Annotated in this window: 12 protein-coding genes and 1 tRNA gene; 9 read left to right on the forward strand and 4 right to left on the reverse strand. The window is 59.8% G+C overall.

Going from position 1 to position 20,116, the window contains the following annotated elements; genetic code table 11:
- Nucleotides 1-4 precede the first annotated feature (4 nt).
- From MHY87_RS04495 to MHY87_RS04515, 5 genes are all read left to right on the forward strand, one after another.
- Nucleotides 5-454: a DUF488 family protein gene (locus tag MHY87_RS04495; protein ID WP_239349851.1), complete on the forward strand. Its 450-nt coding sequence runs from the start codon at nt 5-7 to the stop codon at nt 452-454.
- 207 nt (nt 455-661) lie between these two features.
- Complete coding sequence (locus MHY87_RS04500; RefSeq protein ID WP_239349853.1) at nt 662-1,507, forward strand: hypothetical protein; 846 nt, start codon at nt 662-664, stop codon at nt 1,505-1,507.
- Between the two features lie 149 nt (nt 1,508-1,656).
- Nucleotides 1,657-3,861: a calcium-binding protein gene (locus MHY87_RS04505; RefSeq protein ID WP_239349855.1), complete on the forward strand. Its 2,205-nt coding sequence runs from the start codon at nt 1,657-1,659 to the stop codon at nt 3,859-3,861.
- Nucleotides 3,862-4,138: 277 nt separating this feature from the next.
- A complete protein-coding gene (locus MHY87_RS04510) occupies nt 4,139-10,798 on the forward strand; it encodes a cadherin domain-containing protein (protein WP_239349857.1) in 6,660 nt (2,219 codons plus the stop codon).
- 129 nt (nt 10,799-10,927) lie between these two features.
- On the forward strand, nt 10,928-11,425 hold the full coding sequence (locus MHY87_RS04515; protein WP_239349858.1) for a GAF domain-containing protein: 498 nt from the start codon (nt 10,928-10,930) through the stop codon (nt 11,423-11,425).
- Between the two features lie 7 nt (nt 11,426-11,432).
- Here MHY87_RS04515 and MHY87_RS04520 read toward each other — a convergent pair whose 3' ends face one another.
- Nucleotides 11,433-12,848 carry a M10 family metallopeptidase gene (locus MHY87_RS04520; RefSeq protein ID WP_239349859.1) on the reverse strand — a complete coding sequence of 472 codons (1,416 nt, stop codon included), beginning with the start codon at nt 12,846-12,848 and terminating at the stop codon, nt 11,433-11,435.
- Between the two features lie 540 nt (nt 12,849-13,388).
- Between MHY87_RS04520 and MHY87_RS04525 the strand changes: the two genes are divergently transcribed.
- The gene (locus MHY87_RS04525) at nt 13,389-14,564 is read left to right on the forward strand and encodes a GGDEF domain-containing protein (protein ID WP_239349860.1); all 1,176 of its coding nucleotides are present in this window, start codon (nt 13,389-13,391) and stop codon (nt 14,562-14,564) included.
- A gap of 218 nt (nt 14,565-14,782) precedes the next feature.
- Here the strand turns inward: MHY87_RS04525 and MHY87_RS04530 are convergent.
- Together MHY87_RS04530 and hemA are read right to left on the reverse strand one after the other, a co-directional pair.
- Nucleotides 14,783-14,857, reverse strand: a tRNA-Thr gene (locus MHY87_RS04530).
- 65 nt (nt 14,858-14,922) lie between these two features.
- Nucleotides 14,923-16,149: a 5-aminolevulinate synthase gene (gene hemA / locus MHY87_RS04535; RefSeq protein ID WP_239350687.1), complete on the reverse strand. Its 1,227-nt coding sequence runs from the start codon at nt 16,147-16,149 to the stop codon at nt 14,923-14,925.
- Between the two features lie 370 nt (nt 16,150-16,519).
- On the opposite strand from hemA, the gene murA reads away from it, so the two are divergent.
- Complete coding sequence (gene murA / locus MHY87_RS04540) at nt 16,520-17,809, forward strand: UDP-N-acetylglucosamine 1-carboxyvinyltransferase (RefSeq protein WP_239349861.1); 1,290 nt, start codon at nt 16,520-16,522, stop codon at nt 17,807-17,809.
- A gap of 45 nt (nt 17,810-17,854) precedes the next feature.
- On the opposite strand, the gene MHY87_RS04545 is transcribed toward murA, so the two are convergent.
- The gene (locus MHY87_RS04545) at nt 17,855-18,238 is read right to left on the reverse strand and encodes a hypothetical protein (protein WP_239349863.1); all 384 of its coding nucleotides are present in this window, start codon (nt 18,236-18,238) and stop codon (nt 17,855-17,857) included.
- 131 nt (nt 18,239-18,369) lie between these two features.
- On the opposite strand from MHY87_RS04545, the gene MHY87_RS04550 reads away from it, so the two are divergent.
- Nucleotides 18,370-18,807 carry a DUF2948 family protein gene (locus tag MHY87_RS04550; RefSeq protein WP_239349864.1) on the forward strand — a complete coding sequence of 146 codons (438 nt, stop codon included), beginning with the start codon at nt 18,370-18,372 and terminating at the stop codon, nt 18,805-18,807.
- Nucleotides 18,807-20,099, forward strand: a complete 1,293-nt coding sequence (gene hisD / locus MHY87_RS04555; protein WP_239349866.1) for a histidinol dehydrogenase — start codon at nt 18,807-18,809, stop codon at nt 20,097-20,099. The genes MHY87_RS04550 and hisD overlap by 1 nt, the downstream gene beginning before the upstream one ends.
- Nucleotides 20,100-20,116: the final 17 nt, after the last annotated feature.

Raw genomic sequence — 20,116 nt, forward strand, 5'->3', positions numbered from 1 at the left:
AGGCATGGCAAAGCCACAGGTCTTCACGATCGGATATGAGGGAGCGGATGTCGACCGCTTCCTCACCACCTTGAAGGACGCGGGCGTCGAGACGCTCGCGGATGTGCGCGCGGTCGCACTCTCCCGCAAGCGCGGCTTCTCCAAATCGGCTTTGCGCGATGCTCTCGCCAATCAGGACATCGGCTACGAGCACTTCATCAAGCTCGGGACGCCGAAGGAAGGACGTCAGGCGGCGCGTGCGGGCGACGCTGACCTCATGCGCCGCATCTATTGCGACGAGGTCCTGGCCACGGAAGAGGCGCAGGCCGCGTTCCGCGATCTGGAGGCCCTGGCAGCCGCAAAGCCCATTTGCCTTCTGTGCTTCGAGCGTGATCCCGTGAACTGTCACCGGCGCGTTCTGTCTCAAAGACTGGAGAAGCTGGGCTTCGAGACGGTCGACCTGACGGTCTTGTGAAGCTGCGCTGCCAGTTGCCGCATTGATATAAAATTGCAAACTTCCCCAAAGTCAGCTATTTCACGCTCCTGATTTTGTCTGATTTGCCGGGAGTGGACACTCCGGGCGCTATGAACCGTTGCTTCGGGGGCTCCGATGAAGGCTAGGCTTTTCACGTCTTTGATCTTTTCCGCGCTGCTAGGAATGGCGCCGGCCGCGGCGGCGGAGTTGAAGCCCTATCAAAAGGAAGCTCTCAAGAAGCTCGAAGAGCTTCACGGCGGCATGTGGCCCATGGTCAAGCAGCAATTCGAAGGCGTGATCGCCAGTTCCTCCGAGGAGCAGACCAAAGCCATCGTCAAGATGATCTCCGATGCACGGGGCAATGCTGCTGCCAGCGCCAATTCCGATGAGGAGGAAACTGCCGAGACGGGTGGACCAGACGCTTGGGAAGAGGCCCAGGCCGCCCGCGAGGATCTCGAGAAGCAGATCAGCGGGCCTTACGATGGCTTCGTCGACCACGTGGCAAAACTGGGCGCCGCGCGGCATATGATGGCCGGTCAGGCTCGCGACGGCATTTATAAATCGGAAAAAGGGGCTCGCTTGAGCGGGGTCAGCGAGATGTTCACCCGCAATACATTCATCACCAACAAGTCTATGGCGGATGGACTGGAAGAGTTGCGCCTGGTGCGCGAGAAGCTCTTCGAGAGCAAGAAATACTACAAGGTCAGCCTGCCTTCCGGAAATCCTCCGGACAATACGAGCGCCGTCCGAGCCATTGTTGCTGACGGGACCAAGCGCATCACGGCCCTCAACGATCAGTATGCTAAGATTGCCGCCGAAATCAAAAAGCGGATCGACAACATTCCGTTCTACGGCCCTGAGAAGACCAAGCAGATCTATGACGCGCTAGTGGCCGAGCGAGAGACACACAACAAGTCCCTAAGCGCAGAGGCAGCGAAGGTCGCAAACGAGATCAACACCAGGATCGCCGAGCAGGATCGCGCCCTCTTCAACTGGATGATCGAGCCTTTGAAAGCGGCAAAGCCGCAGAGCGGGCCTGTCGCGCAGCGTTAGAGCCAGCTGAGAGAAGGGATTGGTCACCGACCTTTCTCTTCTAGGTATTCTGTTAATTTATAACATTTATGACGTAGCTGCTTAGGAAGCTCTGGCACTCACAAGTACATCGAGCTTCCGCTTTGCTTCTCAATATTGAAGGTGTTGCCATGACGATTCTCCCGATATGGAAATCCGTGTTCGACCTGGCCTCGGGTGGCGCTTCAAACAAGATAGGGCCTGTCGTTCAAGCTCTTGAGAACGGAACTTTCCTTGCGGTCTGGCGCGTCCACACGGCTGGAGGGACAGAGCTTTGGATGCGAACCTTCCAAGCGGACGGGTCTCCGGCTGCCGCCGAGAAGAGGATCCAGCTTGCGGCCGGGGACGCCCCGAAAGAACTCCAGGCCATCACGGTTCTGAAGAACGGCAATGTGCTGGTTGCCTGGCAGGATCAAAGCACCCTCAACGGAGAAGTGTCCTGGGGCGTGCGGGGGCAAATCTTCAATTCGGATGGGCTCAAGATCGGCGCGGACCTCCATTTCAACTCGGTGACCGCAGGCTACCAGGGCAATGTTTCCATTGCCGCTCTCGCGGGCGGCGGCTTCGCCGTGTCCTATTCCGACTCGTCGGATCCGGAAGCCGATACCGATGTTCGGACGCGCATCTTCGACAATGACGGCAATGCCATTCGCAGGAGCGGAGAGGGGAGTGGCCCCCTCAACGACCTCATCGTCAACACGATCAGCGCAGGCAACCAGGATCACTCATCTATCATTGCTTTGCACGACGGCCGTTATGTCGTGCTCTACGAAGAGCCCGGCTGGGGGGACGATAGGATCGTCGCGCGCATCATCAAAGCCGATGGAACGCTTGAGGGTACGGAAGAATTTACGATCTCCAATCCGGCGAGTATCAGCACGGGCGTGACGGCGGCAACTCTGACGGACGGCGGCTTTGTGGCGGTTTGGGAGGAAACTGCGGGCGGCAGCACACGCAGTGTCCTGAAAGCGCGTATCTTCGATGCGGGCGGAAGCCCGAGAACGATCGAGCTGACCGTTCGAGATGATGCTGAAGCCGCCCAGGATGGGGCGCATGTCGTTGCTCTGTCCGGCGGCGGCTTTGCTGTTGCTTATAGGAGTTTGAGCGCGTCGAACGTTCTTCGGGGGGCTACCTTCACGGCTTCGGGTGCGCCGGTCAGTGAATTCGCGATCCCGCTTCCTGATGATCGCGACTTTACAGGAAAGCCGAGTTTGACGGTTCTTGCCGATGGGCGATTGGTGGTGTCCTGGAGCGATTCAACCTCTGAAGAATCGACACTCGAGATTCATGCTCAGATCTTTGACCCTCGCACTGGCGCTGCGGTATTCGCGGGAACAAGTCAGAACGATCACTATATCGGCACCGCCTCCAATGATCATCTGAATGGCGCTGCCGGCAACGACAAGCTGGTCGGCGGCGACGGCAACGACACGCTCATCGGCGGCACAGGCGTCGACACCCTCGACGGCGGCGCAGGCGACGACACCTACACCTACGACGTCGAGGACATCATTCTCGATGCGGGCGGGCGCGACACGCTGATCGTCTCGTCGCATTACACCCTGAGCAGCACCTCCGTGCTGGAGAACCTGACCGCATCGGGCTCAGCTGCGATCAAGCTCACCGGCAACAGCACGCACAACAAGCTGACCGGTAATGCCGGAGCCAACACGCTCACCGGCAACGCCGGCAACGACACGCTCGATGGCGCTGGTGGGGCCGACCGCATGGTGGGCGGCACGGGCAACGACGTCTACTACGTCAACCACAAGTCCGACAAAGTGGTCGAGACCTCCAGCAAGCACGGCACCGACACGGTCTACTCCAAGGTCAGCTACACGCTCGGTTCCTACCTGGAGAAGCTGATCGGCGAGGGCTCGAGCGCGATCACCCTGTCCGGCAATGCCTCGTCCAACACGATCACCGGCAATCTTGCTAAGAACACCATCAAGGGCCAGGGCGGCAACGACGTCATCGATGGTGGCTTGGGCAACGACGTGCTCTACGGCGGCACCGGCAAGGACGCGTTCGTGTTCAGCACGACGCTCAACAAGAGCAAGAACGTCGACACGATCAAGGACTTCTCGGTGCGTGACGACACGATCCGCCTGGAGAATGCGATCTTCACCAAGCTGACCAAGACGGGCAAGCTCAACAAGTCGTTCTTCAAGATCGGCGACAAGGCCAAGGACAAGAACGACTACCTTGTCTACAACAACAAGACCGGCGCGCTCTCCTACGATGCCGACGGCTCGGGCAAGAAGTACGGCCTGATCAAGATCGCCCAGCTCGAGAAGGGCCTCAAGATGACCTACGCCGACTTTCTCGTCATCTGACGAACCTCAGCCTCAAACTGAAGGCTTCCAGGGCCTGTTCCTCGCCGAGGGGCAGGCTTTTTCTTTGCATCGGGGCCAAGCCGGTTCCAGGAAAATTTGCCGGTATCGTTCACATATATACGTTTTCTGGTGCGGGTCATTGCAAATATGCAATGTAGTATCGTTTAACAAGGATTTCCCGCCTATCGCCTTCTTGCCCCCAGGTTTAAACCCTCGCAATGTAATGAAATAAAATATCACACGAGGGATAGGCTCGTGTTCCTTTTGGAGACAAAGCATGACCACGACCGCTTGGGGCATATCCGATTTTCTGCTGAACACGACGACCAATCTGACACAGACAACGCCTCAGGTGATCGCGTTGAATGATGGCTCGTTCTATGCGGTCTGGGCAGATTCTAGCGCCCTCTCCAGCGCTAACGGTTGGGATATTCGAGGGCAGCGCTTCGCTGCGGATGGAACGAAACTCGGTGATGAGCTTATCATGAGCTCCATCACGACTGGCGCCCAGCAAGATCCTAAAATCGCGCTGCTCAAAGATGGGCGCTTTGTCGTCGCTTGGACGGACTATAGTGGTGTTGAAGATAACGGGGCTGGAGTCCGAGCTCGCATATTCAGTGCTGACGGCACACCGACCGGCCCGGATTTCCATGTAAACACAGTCACTTCAAACCAGCAATTGCTTGAGTCCGTGACGGCCCTGGCGGACGGTGGTTTTGTATTCACCTATAACTCTCTTGAAGGATTAGGTGACGCAGCATTTGGCGTTCTGGCACAAGCCTATAATAAGGACGGCGTCCGGGTGGGCGGCGAATTCTTTGTGAATTCGACGTCGTTTAGTGTTCAGGAAAAGAGCGTCGTCGCGGGACTGAGCAACGGCAACTATGCTGTTTTCTTCTCGGATTACAGCCGTAGTCCGGATGATCCTTATCTGACCATCCGTGGGCGCATTTTCAAGCCCGATGGCGAAGCGGTCACGGCAGAGTTCCTGGTGCCAAGCTCACGGGGTACGAAGGTGCTCCCCAAAGTCGCTGCTCTCAGCGATGGCAAATTCGTTGTAATTTGGGTGCACCAAGACACCATTGCCAGCGACGGCTCGGGATATAGCATTAAGGGACAGATCTACAACGCGAACGGAAGCATGTTTGGCGGCGAATTTCTTGTCAACGGCATAACGAATTTTGATCAAGGTATGCCTGCAATTACGGCATTGCCAGGCGGCGGCTTTGCCGTTTCCTACACGAACTATAGGGTTTCTATTCCTGAGAACATCTTCACCAGCTTTGGCATCGCGACCTTCGACAATAATGGCGTGCGTCAGGGAAGCGATTATGAGTTCAATCTGCCGCTGGGGGCGAAACCGTCCGGAAACTGGCAATCGTCCATCAGCGTCCTGGCCGACGGCCGCTACATCCTGACGTGGAGCGACACTGGCGCCGGACGTGTTGACGGGGACCTTGGCGTTTATGGACGCATCCTCGAGCCGCGCGATCGTGGCGTAACGGTCAACGGCGATAACGTCGCAACTTCCAACGACGAGTTCATCGGAACCATTTATGCCGACACGCTCAACGGCAAAGCAGGCAACGACCGTCTTATCGGCGATGCCGGCGACGATACCCTCATGGGCGGCGCCGGTGAGGACATCCTCGATGGCGGCATTGGGACCGACACTGCATCTTATGCCGATGCCGGCGGCGATGTCGTCGCAAATCTCGATAATCCATCGTTGAACTCGGGGGATGCCTTCAACGACACCTACGTTTCCATCGAAAATCTCACGGGTTCGAGCCATAAGGACAGGCTCTCCGGTAATGGCGCCAACAACGTTCTCGACGGTGGTGATGACAACGACACGCTCCTTGGCGGTGGTGGTCAGGACACGCTGATCGGGGGCAGGGGCAACGACGAACTCGATGGCGGCACGGGTGCGGATACGCTCTCCGGCGGAGCGGGGAACGACACTTACTTCGTCGATGATTCCGGCGATAAGGTTGTCGAGGCCATTGGCCAAGGAAACGATATCGTCACGGCCTCCGTCAGTTATGCGCTGGATGCGACTGCCGAGGTCGAGGAACTGTATGCCGCTGCCGGCTCCACGCCTATCAACCTGACCGGCAGCAACAGCGCCAATAAGATTTACGGCAACGGCGGCGATAATATCCTCAATGGCGGCCTTGGAGCGGACACCCTCCAGGGCTATGCTGGAGACGACACCTACATCATCGACAATGCCGGGGATGTGATCATCGAAGCTGCCGGAGCCGACCAGGGCTTCGACAAGGTCGTCATCGGGGCTGATTTCCAGGCGGATCACACCTACAGGCTGACGGCCTTCGATAATGTCGAAGCGATCGAAGCACTGAACAGCGCTGGCAACGTCAACCTCACCGGCAACAGCGGGTCAAACTTCATCATCGGCAACGATGGCAAGAACATCCTCGATGGCGGCATCGACACTGTCCGCGATACGCTTCAGGGCGGTAAGGGCGACGACACTTATATCATCCGCGATGCAAACGACATCATCTCGGAAGCAGCAGGCGAAGGAACCGATACAGCTCTTATCTTGTCCGCGAGCTACGCACTCGGGAAGGATATGTCGATCGAAGTCGTCAAGGCGGATAAATCGGGCGGTGTGTCTGACTTCACCCTGACCGGTAACATTCACGCCAATACCATCGAAGGCGCCGATGGCAATGACGTGCTCGACGGCGGTGGCAGCGCCACCGATGCGGCCGACAAGCTCGTCGGCGGCGCTGGCAACGATACCTATTATATCCGCCGCTCGAACGACCTTATCGTCGAAGACGGAGGGATGGGGGCCGAGGACAAGATCATCGCGTCCGCGAATTATGTCCTTGAGGACAGCGTCCATGTCGAGATCATGCAAGCGGCAGCGGGCACTGCGAAGATCAACCTGACCGGCAATGCGTGGGCCAACAAGCTCGTCGGCAATGTCGGGGACAACATCCTCGAAGGCGGCGGCGGCAACGACGATATCGATGGTGGCGGCGGCTTCGATACGGTGGTCTTTACCGGCAACCGTGCTGATTACGTGATCAGGCGTAACGCCGACCACACCTATACGGTCACGGATAGCGTTGCCGGCCGGGACGGAACCGATACGCTTCGCAATATCAAGTATGCCCGCTTCAGCGACGGAATTGTCGATCTGCAGGCGCCGGCGACCGTATCCATCGTGGCGGACAGCGCGACGAAGGAAGAGGGGAACGGCGGGGGATGGACCAACTACACCTTCACGATCAGCCGCACGAACAGCTACGGAGAAGCGACCGTCACTTGGAAAGTGGTCAGCACCGGAGCCACCGGGGCATCGGACGATGATTTCGAGTTCCCGATTTCCGATCTGACGAACACGGTCACCTTCCTCGAAGGGGAGCTTACCAAGACCGTCACCATACGGGTCAAGGCAGATTCTCTCGATGAAGGACATGAGACCTTCAACGTCGTGCTATCCGACCTGACAGGGGCGGAAATGGGCACCTCGACCGCGTCCGGCGTGATCCTCAACGACGACGCGCCGGTGACCATGGCGATCAGCGCAACGGATGCTGCGAAATACGAAGGGGATACGGACTACACCGAATACACCTTTACGGTTACCCGCAGCAGCGGCCGGGGAGCTGCCAGCGCTACATGGAATGTGGCCGGAATCGATGATGGTGAAGGCACCGCATCCGCGGATGAGTTCGAGATGCTGGCCGGCACAGTGAACTTTGCTGCCGATCAGACGGCCCAAACCATCACCATTCGCGTTAAGGGCGACAGGCAGGTCGAGGCGAATGAAACCTTCGCCGTCAGGCTGTCCGGCGCGACCGGAGCCGTTGTGACGACCAACACTGCGGTCGGCGTCATCATCAATGACGACGCCATCCCGCTGGTGTCGATCTCCGCGACGGATGCTGTCAAAGCCGAAGGCGATGATGGCAGCTTCACGGAATACACATTCACGATCACCCGGAGCAGCGGCGAAGGCACATCCAGCGTGAGATGGACGGTCGTGGGCACGGGGGACCATGCCGCCTCGCTCGATGAATTCGAGATGACGACGGATAGCGTCAACTTCAGGGCTGGCGAGACGGCAAAGACCGTTACCATCCGTGTGAAGGGAGATGCGGAGATCGAGCAGAACGAAACCTTTGCGGTTGTCCTCTCCGCCCTGAGCAACGCGACAATCGCCAGCGGCAGCGCCTCGGGTACGATCCTCAATGACGACTTCGAGAATATCGCTCCGAAGAATATCCGCCTGACAACGGGCGGCACAGAGGCTTTCCTCGATGAGAACAAGACGGCTGGAAGTCTCGTTGCCACGCTGACAGCGGATGACGACGGCGCGGCGACCGCCCTGCGTTACTATCTCGTGACGGAAGACGACAATTTCGAGATCGATGAGCTCACGGGACATATCAGGGTCAAGACTGGGGCCAATCTCAATTTCGAGACTGTGAAAACCTACACCCTGACGGTGAAGGTCCGCGACCTCAATGGAACCGGATTGGAAATCACGGAGAACATCACGATCCACTTGAGGGACGTGAACGAGGCTCCCGTTCTCGACGCGGCTGTCACGGCGGTCACCGTCGGCGAGAATGCCGCTAAAGACGATGTTGTCGCCAACTTCACCCTGAACGATGTCGATGCCGATGAGGATTTCGTCTACGAGATCCTTGGCCTTCCGGCCGCTTTCGCCGGTGCCTTCGCTGTCGATACGGTCAACAAGACGATCGTGGTTGCGGACCGCTCCAAGCTCGCGGTCAACAGCACCCAGAACTTCACGCTGACGCTGAAGGTGACGGATAAGAGCGGCGGGCCGGGAAGCTTCTCGGACACGCAGACTTTCACCGTTACCGTCCAGGATATTCCCCCGGACAACCGTGCTCCGGAGAACATCCGCCTCACGACGGATGAGGCCGAGGTCTATATCAGCGAGAGCCTGTCCGCGGGGCAGACCGTCGCCCACGTCATGGCCGATGACGACGGGCCCGACAGCGAGCTTCGCTACTATCTCGATACGAACCCTTACTTCGTCATTGACCAGCGCAGCGGCGAGATCAAGGTCAAGGGTAACGCACGCCTCAACTATGAGGATTTGGCGGACGGCAAGTATACCGTGACCGTGAGGGTGAAAGACCTCAACGGTGTCGGCAAGGAGGCGGTCCATACCATCGTCATCAATGTCGATGACGAGAACGAAGCCGCGACCGGAATCAACTTTACGAGCCTGCGTGTCGTGAAGGCAGGGGAGACGTCAAAGGGTGCGAACGTCGTCCGGGCGGAAGCTGTCGATCCGGACACGAAAGCCGAATATCGGGAGAACTTGTACAAGTTCGCCAATGGCACCAATACGGACGGCATCTTCACGATCAATTCCATCACGGGACAGATTACGACGAGCCGCGATGTCACGTCGGAGGATGCGGGAGCTTACCAGCTCAAGGTTGTGGCCTATGATGCACAGAATCACAGCCTGACCAGAACCATCTCCTACACGGTCAATGTCGCGTCTGCCGGCAACGCGGCTCCGACCTTGACGGGCGTGTCAGCGCCAGTCTTCGCGCAGTCCAATACCGGAACCGTGAACCCCTTCACGAATGTCAAACTCACCAACGAGCCTGGTGAGACCCTGACGGTGAAGATCAAGTTCGTGGATGCCAAGGGCGAGCTTAAAGGCGCGAGTCTCGGTGACAAAACGGTTGAAGGCGAGAACGCCGTCTATACGATCTCCGCGAGGAGTGCCGACGAACTCAAGGCCATTCTGAGCGGCTTGGTCTTCGACCCGCGAGACCGCAGCACCGATGCAGGCATCGAGAACACGCAGTTCACTCTGACGGTTACGGATGATGCTCATCCCGATCCGGGTACGGCGCAGACCGGCACTGTCACTGTCAGTGCGGCTTCCGGTGAGAACCGTGCTCCGGCAGGCCTCTCGCTGAGCAATGCCTCTGTTCTGGAGTATGACCTCCCTGGAATAACGATCGGCACTCTTTCTGCGACCGACCTGGATGGCGACGCTCCCAAGTACAGGCTTCTCGACGATGCCGGCGGCCGCTTTGCAATCGTGGGCGACAAGCTCATGCTGGCAGGGGTTGGCGTCAACTTCGAAGAGGCCGCATCTCATCAGATCATCGTGCAGGCCTATGACGACAGAGGCGGAACCTACGATCAGGTCTTCACCATCAATGTCGGCGATCAGGTCACGATGGTCTGGCGCGGCACGAAGAAGAACGACAAGAAGAGCGGCTCTGCGCTCGATGACATCCTCAAGGGCGGAACCGGCAACGGCAAGGACTTCATCAAGGGCCTCGACGGTGACGACAAGCTCTATGGCGAGGGCGGCAACGACACCCTCTACGGCGGCAATGGCATCGATTACCTCTCCGGCGGTCATCACAACGACACCCTGAAGGGCGATGCAGGCAACGACACGCTGAAGGGCGATAATGGAAACGATAAGCTCTATGGCGGTGCCGGCAACGACAAGCTGTATGGTGGCAAGAACAATGACCTCTTGAAGGGTGATGCCGGCGACGACATCCTCTACGGCGATGAAGGCAACGACAAGCTGTACGGTGGAGCGGGCAAGGACACCTTCGTGTTCAACAAGAAGCTGAACGCGAAGACCAACCTCGACACGATTGCCGACTTCAAGGTCGTCGACGACACGATCTGGCTCGACAACGCCATCTTCAAGAAGCTCGGCAAGGCCGGTTCGGTGAATGCGCCGGCGGCCCTGAACAAGGACTTCTTCCGGGTTGGCGACAAGGCCAAGGACAAGAACGACTACATCGTCTACGACAAGAAGAAGGGCATCCTCTATTACGATGCCGACGGTTCGGGCAAAGGCAAGGCGGTGGAAATCGCCAAGCTCAGCAAGAACCTGAAGATGACCTTCGCCGACTTCTTCGTCGTCTAAGCGCGATTGATCGGCAACATGAAAGGGGCTCCTGTCCAGGAGCCCCTTTTGCTTATAGGCTGCAGCATCAGATGTGCCCCTTGAGCGCCAGGACTGGACAAGCAGGGACGGGGCTCATAAGTCAGTTTCATGTTCGAAGCTCAGACCCTCCCGACCTCCGCCAACAAGCGCGAGCTTTATGCCTCGCTTGCCCAGCAGCTCTCCGGCCTGCTGGAAGGTGAGCCCGATGCCATTGCCAATGCGGCCAACATGTCCGCCTTGATCTATCAGCTTCTGCCGGATCTGAACTGGGCCGGATTTTATTTCATGCGCGGGCCCGAGCTGGTTCTGGGACCGTTTCAAGGCAAGACCGCCTGCGTGCGGATCGCGGTGGGCCGGGGCGTTTGTGGCGCGGCCGTGGAGCGCAAGGCCTCCATTGTCGTGCCGGATGTCCATGCCTTTCCCGGCCATATCGCGTGCGACAGCGCCTCCCGTTCCGAGTTGGTCGTGCCGCTGATCAAGAACGGACGCGTGCTTGGCGTTCTCGACCTCGACAGCCCGCACCCCAACCGGTTCGATGAAGAGGACCGCGAGGGATGCGAGCGTCTCGTCGAAATTTACCTCGAGACGTTCGAACTGAACGGGTAGGAACGTTTCAGAGGTAGAAGTCGCTTTTGGCGAGGCCCGTCAGCTTGGCGACATTCACTTGCATGTCGGCGATCATGTCGCCGTTCACGTCTGCCGAGAGCAGGCCGTTGAGGAATCTGAGCTCGCCCGCCTTGCCGGTGAAGGCGGCCTTGCCGATGAAAGTGAAGGCCTGATTGCCTGCGGCATTCGTATTAGCGTCGATGGGACGAAGATCGATGTGATCCTCGCCGCGTTTGAAATCCTTGATCGTATCCCGCGCCGAGCGGGGAGAATCTCCCGCTGAGCGGAAGAGAAAAACGTCGGCTCCGCTGCTGCCGTAAAGCGTATCGCCGTCGGCGCCACCATAAAGAATGTCCTTCCCCGAGCCGCCGACCAGCACGTCCTTGCCGCCGCCGCCGTTGAGCTTGTCGTTGCCGCCGTTTCCTTTCAGCGAGTTGGCGCCTTGATTGCCGGTGATCGTGTCGTTGCCGGAACCGCCCAGCGCATTCTCGATGAGAGAGCGCATGTCATTGTTATAGAGAAGAGCGTTGGCGATATTGCCTGCGGCAAGTTTCGCCCCGCTCCAATCGAGCTTCGCAAGCTGCGTGCGGGATGTGATCGTCCAGGCTCCGGGATTGAGATTGATCTTGAGACCGGTTGTGTATTGCCTGAAGTCATAGGTGTCTGTTCCGCCACCGTCCCAGAGCGTCTGGAAGATCCGATTGGCTCCAGCCGAATCCGTCGTGGCGCCGTTGATGGCGAGGCGGCCCGCAGGCGTCCAGGCGTAGACCGTGTTGCCGCTGTTGGTCTTGTAGTTCGCGCCATAGAGGTGCTGCAGCGCCGCAATGTCGTACATCATCAGCGATTGCGCATAGCCCCACGTTTCATTCACGTAACCCGACGATGTCGATGCTCCCGCATACGAGCGATAGCTCATGATCGTGTATTCGAGGGAATCGCGATTGAGGGGCATGGCGGTTCCCTCATGTGCGTGCTCAAGACCGAGAGCATGGCCGATCTCATGGATGAGCGTCAGATAGGCGTAGTTGCCCTTGCGGGGGGAAGCGTAGTCGCTGCTGGAAGTGTTGACCCAGACATCGCCGCCCGTTTCGCCGTCATTCGGATAATAGGCCCAAGCGGTATCGGGAGAGTTCGAGCGGGCAAAGCGAATATCCGCATGCTGAGATGTCGTCTCGACGATTTCGCTGAATGCCAGGTTCGCGACCGAGGCATAGAGCTTGAGAGCGGTCCGCGCCGCTTCCTGCTGAGGGTCCATGAAAGCCGCAAACTTATTTTGCGCTTCGCCGGAACCATAGGAGTAGCCGTAAGAAGATGCTGAGGCCGGAAAGCTGTAGGTCAGGCTGTTCGTGGCCCATTTCGTGCCACCGAGCAGAGCGCTGACGTAGATATTGCTGGGGCTGCTGGCTATCAAAGTGGAAGACATTGTTGCGTCAATCAATGAAAGTGGCCCGCTGAACTCTGCGGGATGAAAAATGCTCGGACATCGCCCTTAACGGGCTGAAAATATGACTGGCCGAATATGCGCATGCCCAAAATCGGCCACGCGACCAAAGCTTAAGATGTCGATGAAAAATGCATCATGTCTGCCCGCTCCAAAAATATGCTCGTCTTGCTTTTCTGTTTTCGAGCGTGAGAACTTTAGCCTAGTTTCCTTCAATGTAATAGCGACGAATTTTCGGTCTGGATTACTTTGGACAACGTGACGCAGTAGGGATGCGCATGTCGTCATTGCGGAGCAGTGGAGCGCTGCAACTGTGTGTTCGCGGCCTATACATTTAAATAGGCTGGCGTTGCGGTGACACTCCGAGAGACAGCGCATGGCATCGGGAGGGCAACTTATGAAGTCATTCCTGGGTTGATTTTACCTTGCGTCATGTCAGAAAGCGCAGTGGCGCGCTGAAATCTGAGAATCGAGGTTCTGTGTCGCGTAACTGAATAGCTTAAGCGGCAGGGGGCTGCATCGATGATGTACAGGGATCGAACCTTCAGCCTACCCAAGTCGCACCTGATGCAATGGCTCGCCGATCCCAACCAGGATGCGCCCTTCGAAATTCGCGCTGCGCTGATTTCAAGCCTTTACGGGACTTTGCCGATCTTCATTGGAGGCGTGGCCAATACCGTACTGGTTGCGGGCGTGATCGCGGCACGGCGTCCGGAGCCTGCCTTCCTGGCATGGTTTGCATTCGAGGTTCTGCTGCTGTTGATACGAACCTCTCTGATCGTGATTGCCTATAAGGCCGCGAGGGAAGGGCGCGAAACGCCGACGGATCTCTACCTCGCGCTGGCGCTTGTTTGGGCCGCCAGTGTCGGCGTCGGCGGCTTCATCAGCATCTTGAGCGGCGATTGGGTCATCGCTGCGTTGGCGTGCCTCTCATCGGCCGCGATGATGGGCGGCATCTGCTTTCGTAATTTCGCGGCGCCACGGTTGGCGACTGCAATGATCGTTTTGAGCTTTGGTCCGATCTGTCTCGGCGCCATCCTCTCCGGCGAGCCGATCATGCTCCTGACGGCGCTTCAGATCCCATTCTATCTCTATGCGATGAGCAAGGCCGTCTACCGGCTTTGTGGAATGCTGGTTTCGACCATGCGCTCTGAGCGCGACAGCGATCATCAGGCGCGTCACGATATGCTGACGGGCCTGCCGAACCGACGCTTCCTGACGGAAACCGCCGAGGCTTCCGCTGCGCTGCCCATGGTCATGGCACTCGTGGACATTGATCGATTCAAGATCGTCAATGACACCTATGGCCATCAGATCGGCGATGTCGTTCTGCAAACGATCGGAAGAATCATGACGACGCATCTCGCGACCTTCGGAATGGTCGGCCGTTTCGGCGGAGAGGAGTTCGCCTTGATCGCGCCCGATGCGTCAACGCAACAAGTGGTCGTGGCTTTGCAGGGACTGCTCAAGGAGGTTGAGAGAACGACTATCCTGGCAGGCGGCCAGCGGATTCACGTGACGCTGTCTGCAGGCGTCGCGTATCGCGAACCCGGCGAAGAATTGGAGCAGGTATATTCAGACGCCGACACGTCGCTTTACCTGGCGAAGCGATCCGGACGAAATCGCATCGAGGTCGCCGAGTGGAGCCGAAACGCCAGCGCTTATGACGGCAGAAACATTCGCAGCTTGCGCCAGTGAGGTTTAACGGCAGCATCCCCCTGGGCTAAGGATTGGCTATTTCGATTCCACATCTGGGCGATTCACGGTGCTGTGGTGCCGTGCGGGTCGCCGCTCAGAATAATAACGCGCATGCCAAACGGCGCGCCGAATGAGGCGCGCATGAATGAAACGTTCAAATGCAGAGGGAATACTCGGCTCGACACGAGAGCCGCACGCCTTGCTTCAAGGCGCTTCGCTGGTGCTGCCAGAGAGGATCGAACTCTCGACCTCTCCCTTACCAAGGGAGTGCTCTACCACTGAGCTACGGCAGCCCGCCAACGAAGAGGGCCGCTTACTGCCACAGCGCGGCCCACTGCGCAAGATTGAAATCGATCTTTTATGCAGCTGCCTGCGCTTTTGTGCCGAGAGGGAGACCCAGAGCCGTCCAGACCTCCACAAGAGCGGCGCCCAGAGCGTTGATATGGGCGTCGGTGTGGAAGGGACCGGGGGTGATGCGCAGGCGCTCCGTGCCGCGGGGCACGGTGGGGTAGTTGATCGGCTGGATATAGATGCCGTGCTTCTCCAGCAGGCGGTCCGAGGCGGCCTTGCAGGCCTCCGCATCGCCCACCATCACCGGAACGATATGCGTCGCCGTCTCCATGAGAGGCAGGCCGAGGCCGCTCAGCACCTGCTTGGCGCGGGCCACCTGGCGCTGCTGCATCTCACGCTCCTGGGAGGAGACCTTGAGATGGCGAATCGAGGCCGTGGCGGCTGCGGCCACCGCCGGGGGGAGGGCGGTGGTGAAGATGAAGCCGGGGGCGAAGCTGCGGATCGCGTCCATGACAGCCTTGGTGCCGGTGAGATAGCCGCCCATGACCCCGAAAGCCTTGGCAAGCGTGCCCTCGATGATGTCGATCCGGTGCATGGCGCCCTCGCGCTCGGCGATGCCGGCGCCGCGGGGGCCATACATGCCCACCGCATGAACCTCGTCGATATAGGTCATGGCGTTGTAGCGCTCGGCCAGGTCGCAGATGGCGTGGATGGGGGAGATGTCCCCGTCCATGGAATAGACGCTCTCGAACACGATCAGCTTGGGCCGGTCACCGGCGGCCTGGAGCAGCTCTTCCAGGTGATCCAGGTCGTTGTGGCGGAAGATCACCTTGTCGCAGCCCGACTGGCGCACGCCCTCGATCATGGAATTGTGGTTGAGCGCGTCCGACAGGATCAGGCAGTTGGGAATGAGCTTGGCCAGGGTCGAGATGCCGGTCTGATTCGACACGTAGCCCGAAGTGAAGACGAGGGCTGCCTCCTTGCCGTGGAGGTCGGCGAGTTCCGCCTCCAGCTCCACGATGGGGTGGCTGGTGCCGGAAATGTTGCGGGTGCCGCCGGCGCCGGTGCCAAGCCGCCATGCGGCCTCCACCATGGCTCGGGTTACGTCCCGGCTCTGGCCCATGCCCAGATAATCGTTCGAGCACCAGACCGTGATGGGCTTCGGCCCCTCGGGGCTGTGCCAGATGGCCTGGGGGAACTGGCCCGCCTTGCGTTCAATATCCGCAAAAACACGATAGCGGCGCTCCGTCTGGAGACGGTCGAGGGCTGACGTGAAGAAGTCCTGATAATTCATCATCTCACCGGGTGGGCAATACTATGCCCGGGGATTATTCTCGCATTATGCCAGAAGGCATTGATCCTGGTCAAAGCCGGGATCAGGGATATTGCGGTTGAGGGCCGCTTGCGAAGCCTTTAATGGAAAAGGCGACGATGGGTCGCGTGAACCATGACTGACGTGAAATCGCAAGACAAAGCCGAGCGTCTTAAGGCGGCTTTAAAGGAAAATCTGAGAAAACGTAAGGCTCAGGCGCGCGGGCGGCAGCAGGCGGCCAAAGCCGACGGAGCCTCGGATGGCTCGGCTGAGCGCGACAAGCCGTCCGACTAGCCTATAATGCGTAAAATCCGCATAGCTTAAGGCTCTCGCAACAAGGGAATACTATTTCATGGATCGCATTCGCATCCGGGGCGGCGCGCCTCTCAACGGGTTGATCCCGATTTCCGGCGCCAAGAATGCGGCCCTGCCTCTCATGATCGCAAGCCTGCTGACGGAGGAAACGCTCGAGCTCGGCAACGTGCCGAGGCTCGCGGATATCTCCTCGCTCCTGCGCATCATGAGCAATTTCGGGGTTGACCATTCCATCGCCGGCCGCCGTCCGGGCCAATCCTCCGAGACCGGCCAGACGATCCGCATGACAGGCAAGAACATCATCGACACCTGTGCTCCTTACGAGCTGGTCTCGACCATGCGCGCCAGCTTCTGGGTCATCGCCCCGCTGGTGGCCCGCTTCGGCCATGCCAAGGTGTCCATGCCCGGCGGCTGCGCCATCGGCACGCGTCCGGTGGACCTGCTCATCATGGCGCTGGCCAAGCTGGGCGCTGCCATCGAGATCGAAGGCGGGTATGTGGTCGCCACAGCTCCCAAGGGCCTTCGGGGCGCCGAGATCGATTTCGCCAAAGTGACCGTGGGCGGCACCCATGTCGCCCTGATGGCCGCGACCCTTGCTCAAGGCACGACGGTGATCCGCAATGCCGCCCGCGAGCCCGAGGTGGTGGATCTGGCCGAATGCCTCATCAAGATGGGCGCCAAGATCACGGGCCACGGCACCTCCGAGATCGTGGTGGAGGGCGTGGCCAAGCTCAACGGCGCGTCCCATGACGTGATGCCCGACCGCATCGAGACCGGCACCTATGCCATGGCGGTCGCCATGACCGGCGGCGATCTGGTGCTGGAAAACACCCGTCCCGAATATCTCCAGGCCGCGCTCGATGTGCTGAGCCAGTCTGGGGCCGAGGTGTCGCCAACCCATAGCGGCATCCGCATCCGCCGCAACGGCAACGGTATCCAGGCCGTGGACATAACGACCGATCCGTTCCCAGGCTTCCCGACGGACCTGCAGGCCCAGTTCATGGCCCTCATGACCCGCGCCAACGGCACTTCGCGCATCCGCGAGACCATCTTCGAGAACCGCTTCATGCACGTGCAGGAGCTGGCGCGCCTCGGAGCCCAGATCCGCCTCGACGGCGACAGCGCCTATGTGGACGGCGTGCCGAACCTGAAAGGCGCGCCCGTGATGGCGACCGACCTTCGCGCCTCCGTGTCCTTGGTCATCGCCGGCCTCGTGGCGGACGGGGAGACCACCATCAACCGCGTCTATCACCTTGATCGCGGCTTCGAGGCCCTTGAGGCCAAACTCGCCCGCTGCGGCGCCGAGATCGAGCGCCTGCGGGGCTAAAGCATCGGACAAAAAAAGCGGAGGCCAAGGCCTCCGCTTTTTGCATCATCTCTGAATATTGCCGCGCTTGAGCCCGAATCCCGGGATGTCGCAGCTGCACCGAGCCCCCGACCGCAGGGATTGCGGATACCCGCAGCTGCCGCGAGACGTCACGCAGAGGCTGCCGAACCGTTCAGCCTGGCGGTACCTGTCGCGCCTCGGCTGGGCATAGTACCGGTCTTCGCGCCATTCCCGGCCGCGCCTGGGGCCGTAGCCGTAGTCCGAGCGCTCTTCATAATAGTCGTAGCGCGGCATCCGCTGCATCCGCTCCGCCCTTGCGTCGCCTTGGGACGGCGGGGCGGGCTCACCGTAATACCTTTCATAATATTGGGCCGAGGCCGGGCCGGCGAGGGCCACGGTCGCCAGGGCTGCAAGCAGAACAGATTTCATCCGGCGTCTCCTTCGTGATGATTTCGGATACGATAAGGGCTGAAAGCTGAACCCGTGCTGACCTGAAAAGGTTGCGGGGAGAACCGGGGCTCTCTACCTAAACGTTAAAGTTCAACATAGGTTGGCAGACCATGGACCTCCTGAAACTCGTTGCGTTCGACCCGGAAGACCTTGCCGTCATCTCGGCCCACCTGCAGGATTCGCTGCTGCGGGTCGGTGACATCGTCTACCTCCCCAAGGAGCGCCGCTTCGCGATCCAGACGCGCCGGTACGATTGGGAAGCCTCCACCCCCCAGCGCCGCCTGACCTGCATGCATTTCGAGCATGTGAAGGCGGTGCGCGTGCGCGGCATCGACCAGTCCAACAAGGATGCCGTTCTTAACCTTCTCGCCATTGCATTCGAGGGAGGAGAGGCTCCTTCCGGCACGGCCACCTTGATCTTTGCCGACGGCGGAGCCATCCAGGTGGACCTGGAGTGCGTTGAAATGCAGATGAAAGACATTGGCCCCGTCTGGGCCGCCGAGAGCCGCCCCGAGCACGAAGACCTTTCGCCGGCGGAGCGCCTGTGATGGTTCAAAGGCTCGATGCGCGGGACGCCTCGTTTCCTTCGTCCTTTGCCGCTTTGCTGTCGGCCAAGCGCGAAGTGTCTGAGGATGTGGACCAGGCGGTGCGCGCCATCATCGAGGATGTGGTGGTCAAGGGCGACGAGGCTCTCATCGACTACACCTACCGCTTCGATGGCTTGGCGCTTCAGCCCGAGACGCTAAGGATCTCCGACGCGGAGATCGACGCGGCTGAAGCCCAGTGCCCGAAAGAGGCGCTCGAGGCGCTATCCCTCGCGAAGCAGCGCATCGAGACCTACCACAGCGCGCAGCGGCCTGAAGATTCCCTGACGACCGATGCCTTGGGCGTCACGCTCGGCTGGCGCTGGACGGCCATCGAATCCGTCGGCCTCTACGTTCCGGGCGGCCGCGCGAGCTACCCGTCCTCCGTGCTCATGAATGCCGTTCCGGCGAAGGTCGCGGGCGTTCCGCGCATCGCCATGGTGGTGCCGACCCCACGCGGTGAGACCAATCCGCTCGTGCTGGCTGCCGCGCGCCTGGCCGGCGTCGACGAGGTGTTCCGCATCGGCGGGGCGCAGGCCGTCGCGGCTCTGGCCTACGGCACTCACAGCGTGACCCCTGTCGCCAAGATCGTAGGCCCCGGCAACGCCTATGTGGCCGCCGCCAAGCGCCGCGTGTTCGGGCAGGTGGGCATCGACATGATCGCCGGCCCCTCCGAGGTGCTCATCCTCGCGGATTCCCACGCCAATCCCGATTGGATCGCCGCCGATCTTCTGGCCCAGGCCGAGCACGATCCCGCCGCGCAATCGATCCTGATCACCGACAGCGCCCCTCTCGCCGATGCCGTCGAGAAGGCGGTCGAAAAGCAGCTCCAGACGCTGCCGAAGGCGGAGATCGCCGGTGCGAGCTGGCGCGATTACGGCGCGATCATCCTGATCGACAGGCTCGAGAACGCCATCCCGCTCGTCGACCGCCTCGCGCCCGAGCATCTCGAGATCGAAGCCGAAAATGCGGACGAGCTGGCCTCCCAGGTGCGCAACGCGGGCGCCATCTTCCTCGGCAGCCACACGCCCGAGGCCATCGGCGATTATGTGGGCGGCCCCAACCACGTTCTCCCCACGGCGCGTTCGGCCAGGTTCTCATCCGGCCTGGGGGTGCTTGACTTCATGAAGCGAACCTCGATCCTGAAATGCGATCCGGGAGCCTTGAGGGCGCTCGGCCCCGCAGCCATCGCGCTTGGGCGATCTGAGGGATTGGAAGGGCATGCAAGGTCCGTGGCGATCCGCCTGAACCTGTGAGGCTTTGCGGAGGGGGG

Origin of the sequence: Microvirga sp. ACRRW (genome assembly GCF_022346925.1) — a bacterium.
GTDB lineage: Bacteria > Pseudomonadota > Alphaproteobacteria > Rhizobiales > Beijerinckiaceae > Microvirga.

Bases quoted from the DNA above. Each gene is read 5' to 3' on its own strand.
- MHY87_RS04495 (WP_239349851.1), top strand. From the start codon at position 5: ATGGCAAAGCCACAGGTCTTCACGATCGGATATGAGGGAGCGGATGTC.
- MHY87_RS04505 (WP_239349855.1), top strand. From the start codon at position 1,657: ATGACGATTCTCCCGATATGGAAATCCGTGTTCGACCTGGCCTCGGGT.
- MHY87_RS04510 (WP_239349857.1), top strand. From the start codon at position 4,139: ATGACCACGACCGCTTGGGGCATATCCGATTTTCTGCTGAACACGACG.
- MHY87_RS04515 (WP_239349858.1), top strand. From the start codon at position 10,928: ATGTTCGAAGCTCAGACCCTCCCGACCTCCGCCAACAAGCGCGAGCTT.
- MHY87_RS04520 (WP_239349859.1), bottom strand. From the start codon at position 12,848: ATGTCTTCCACTTTGATAGCCAGCAGCCCCAGCAATATCTACGTCAGC.
- MHY87_RS04525 (WP_239349860.1), top strand. From the start codon at position 13,389: ATGATGTACAGGGATCGAACCTTCAGCCTACCCAAGTCGCACCTGATG.
- hemA (WP_239350687.1), bottom strand. From the start codon at position 16,149: ATGAATTATCAGGACTTCTTCACGTCAGCCCTCGACCGTCTCCAGACG.
- murA (WP_239349861.1), top strand. From the start codon at position 16,520: ATGGATCGCATTCGCATCCGGGGCGGCGCGCCTCTCAACGGGTTGATC.
- MHY87_RS04545 (WP_239349863.1), bottom strand. From the start codon at position 18,238: ATGAAATCTGTTCTGCTTGCAGCCCTGGCGACCGTGGCCCTCGCCGGC.
- MHY87_RS04550 (WP_239349864.1), top strand. From the start codon at position 18,370: ATGGACCTCCTGAAACTCGTTGCGTTCGACCCGGAAGACCTTGCCGTC.
- hisD (WP_239349866.1), top strand. From the start codon at position 18,807: ATGGTTCAAAGGCTCGATGCGCGGGACGCCTCGTTTCCTTCGTCCTTT.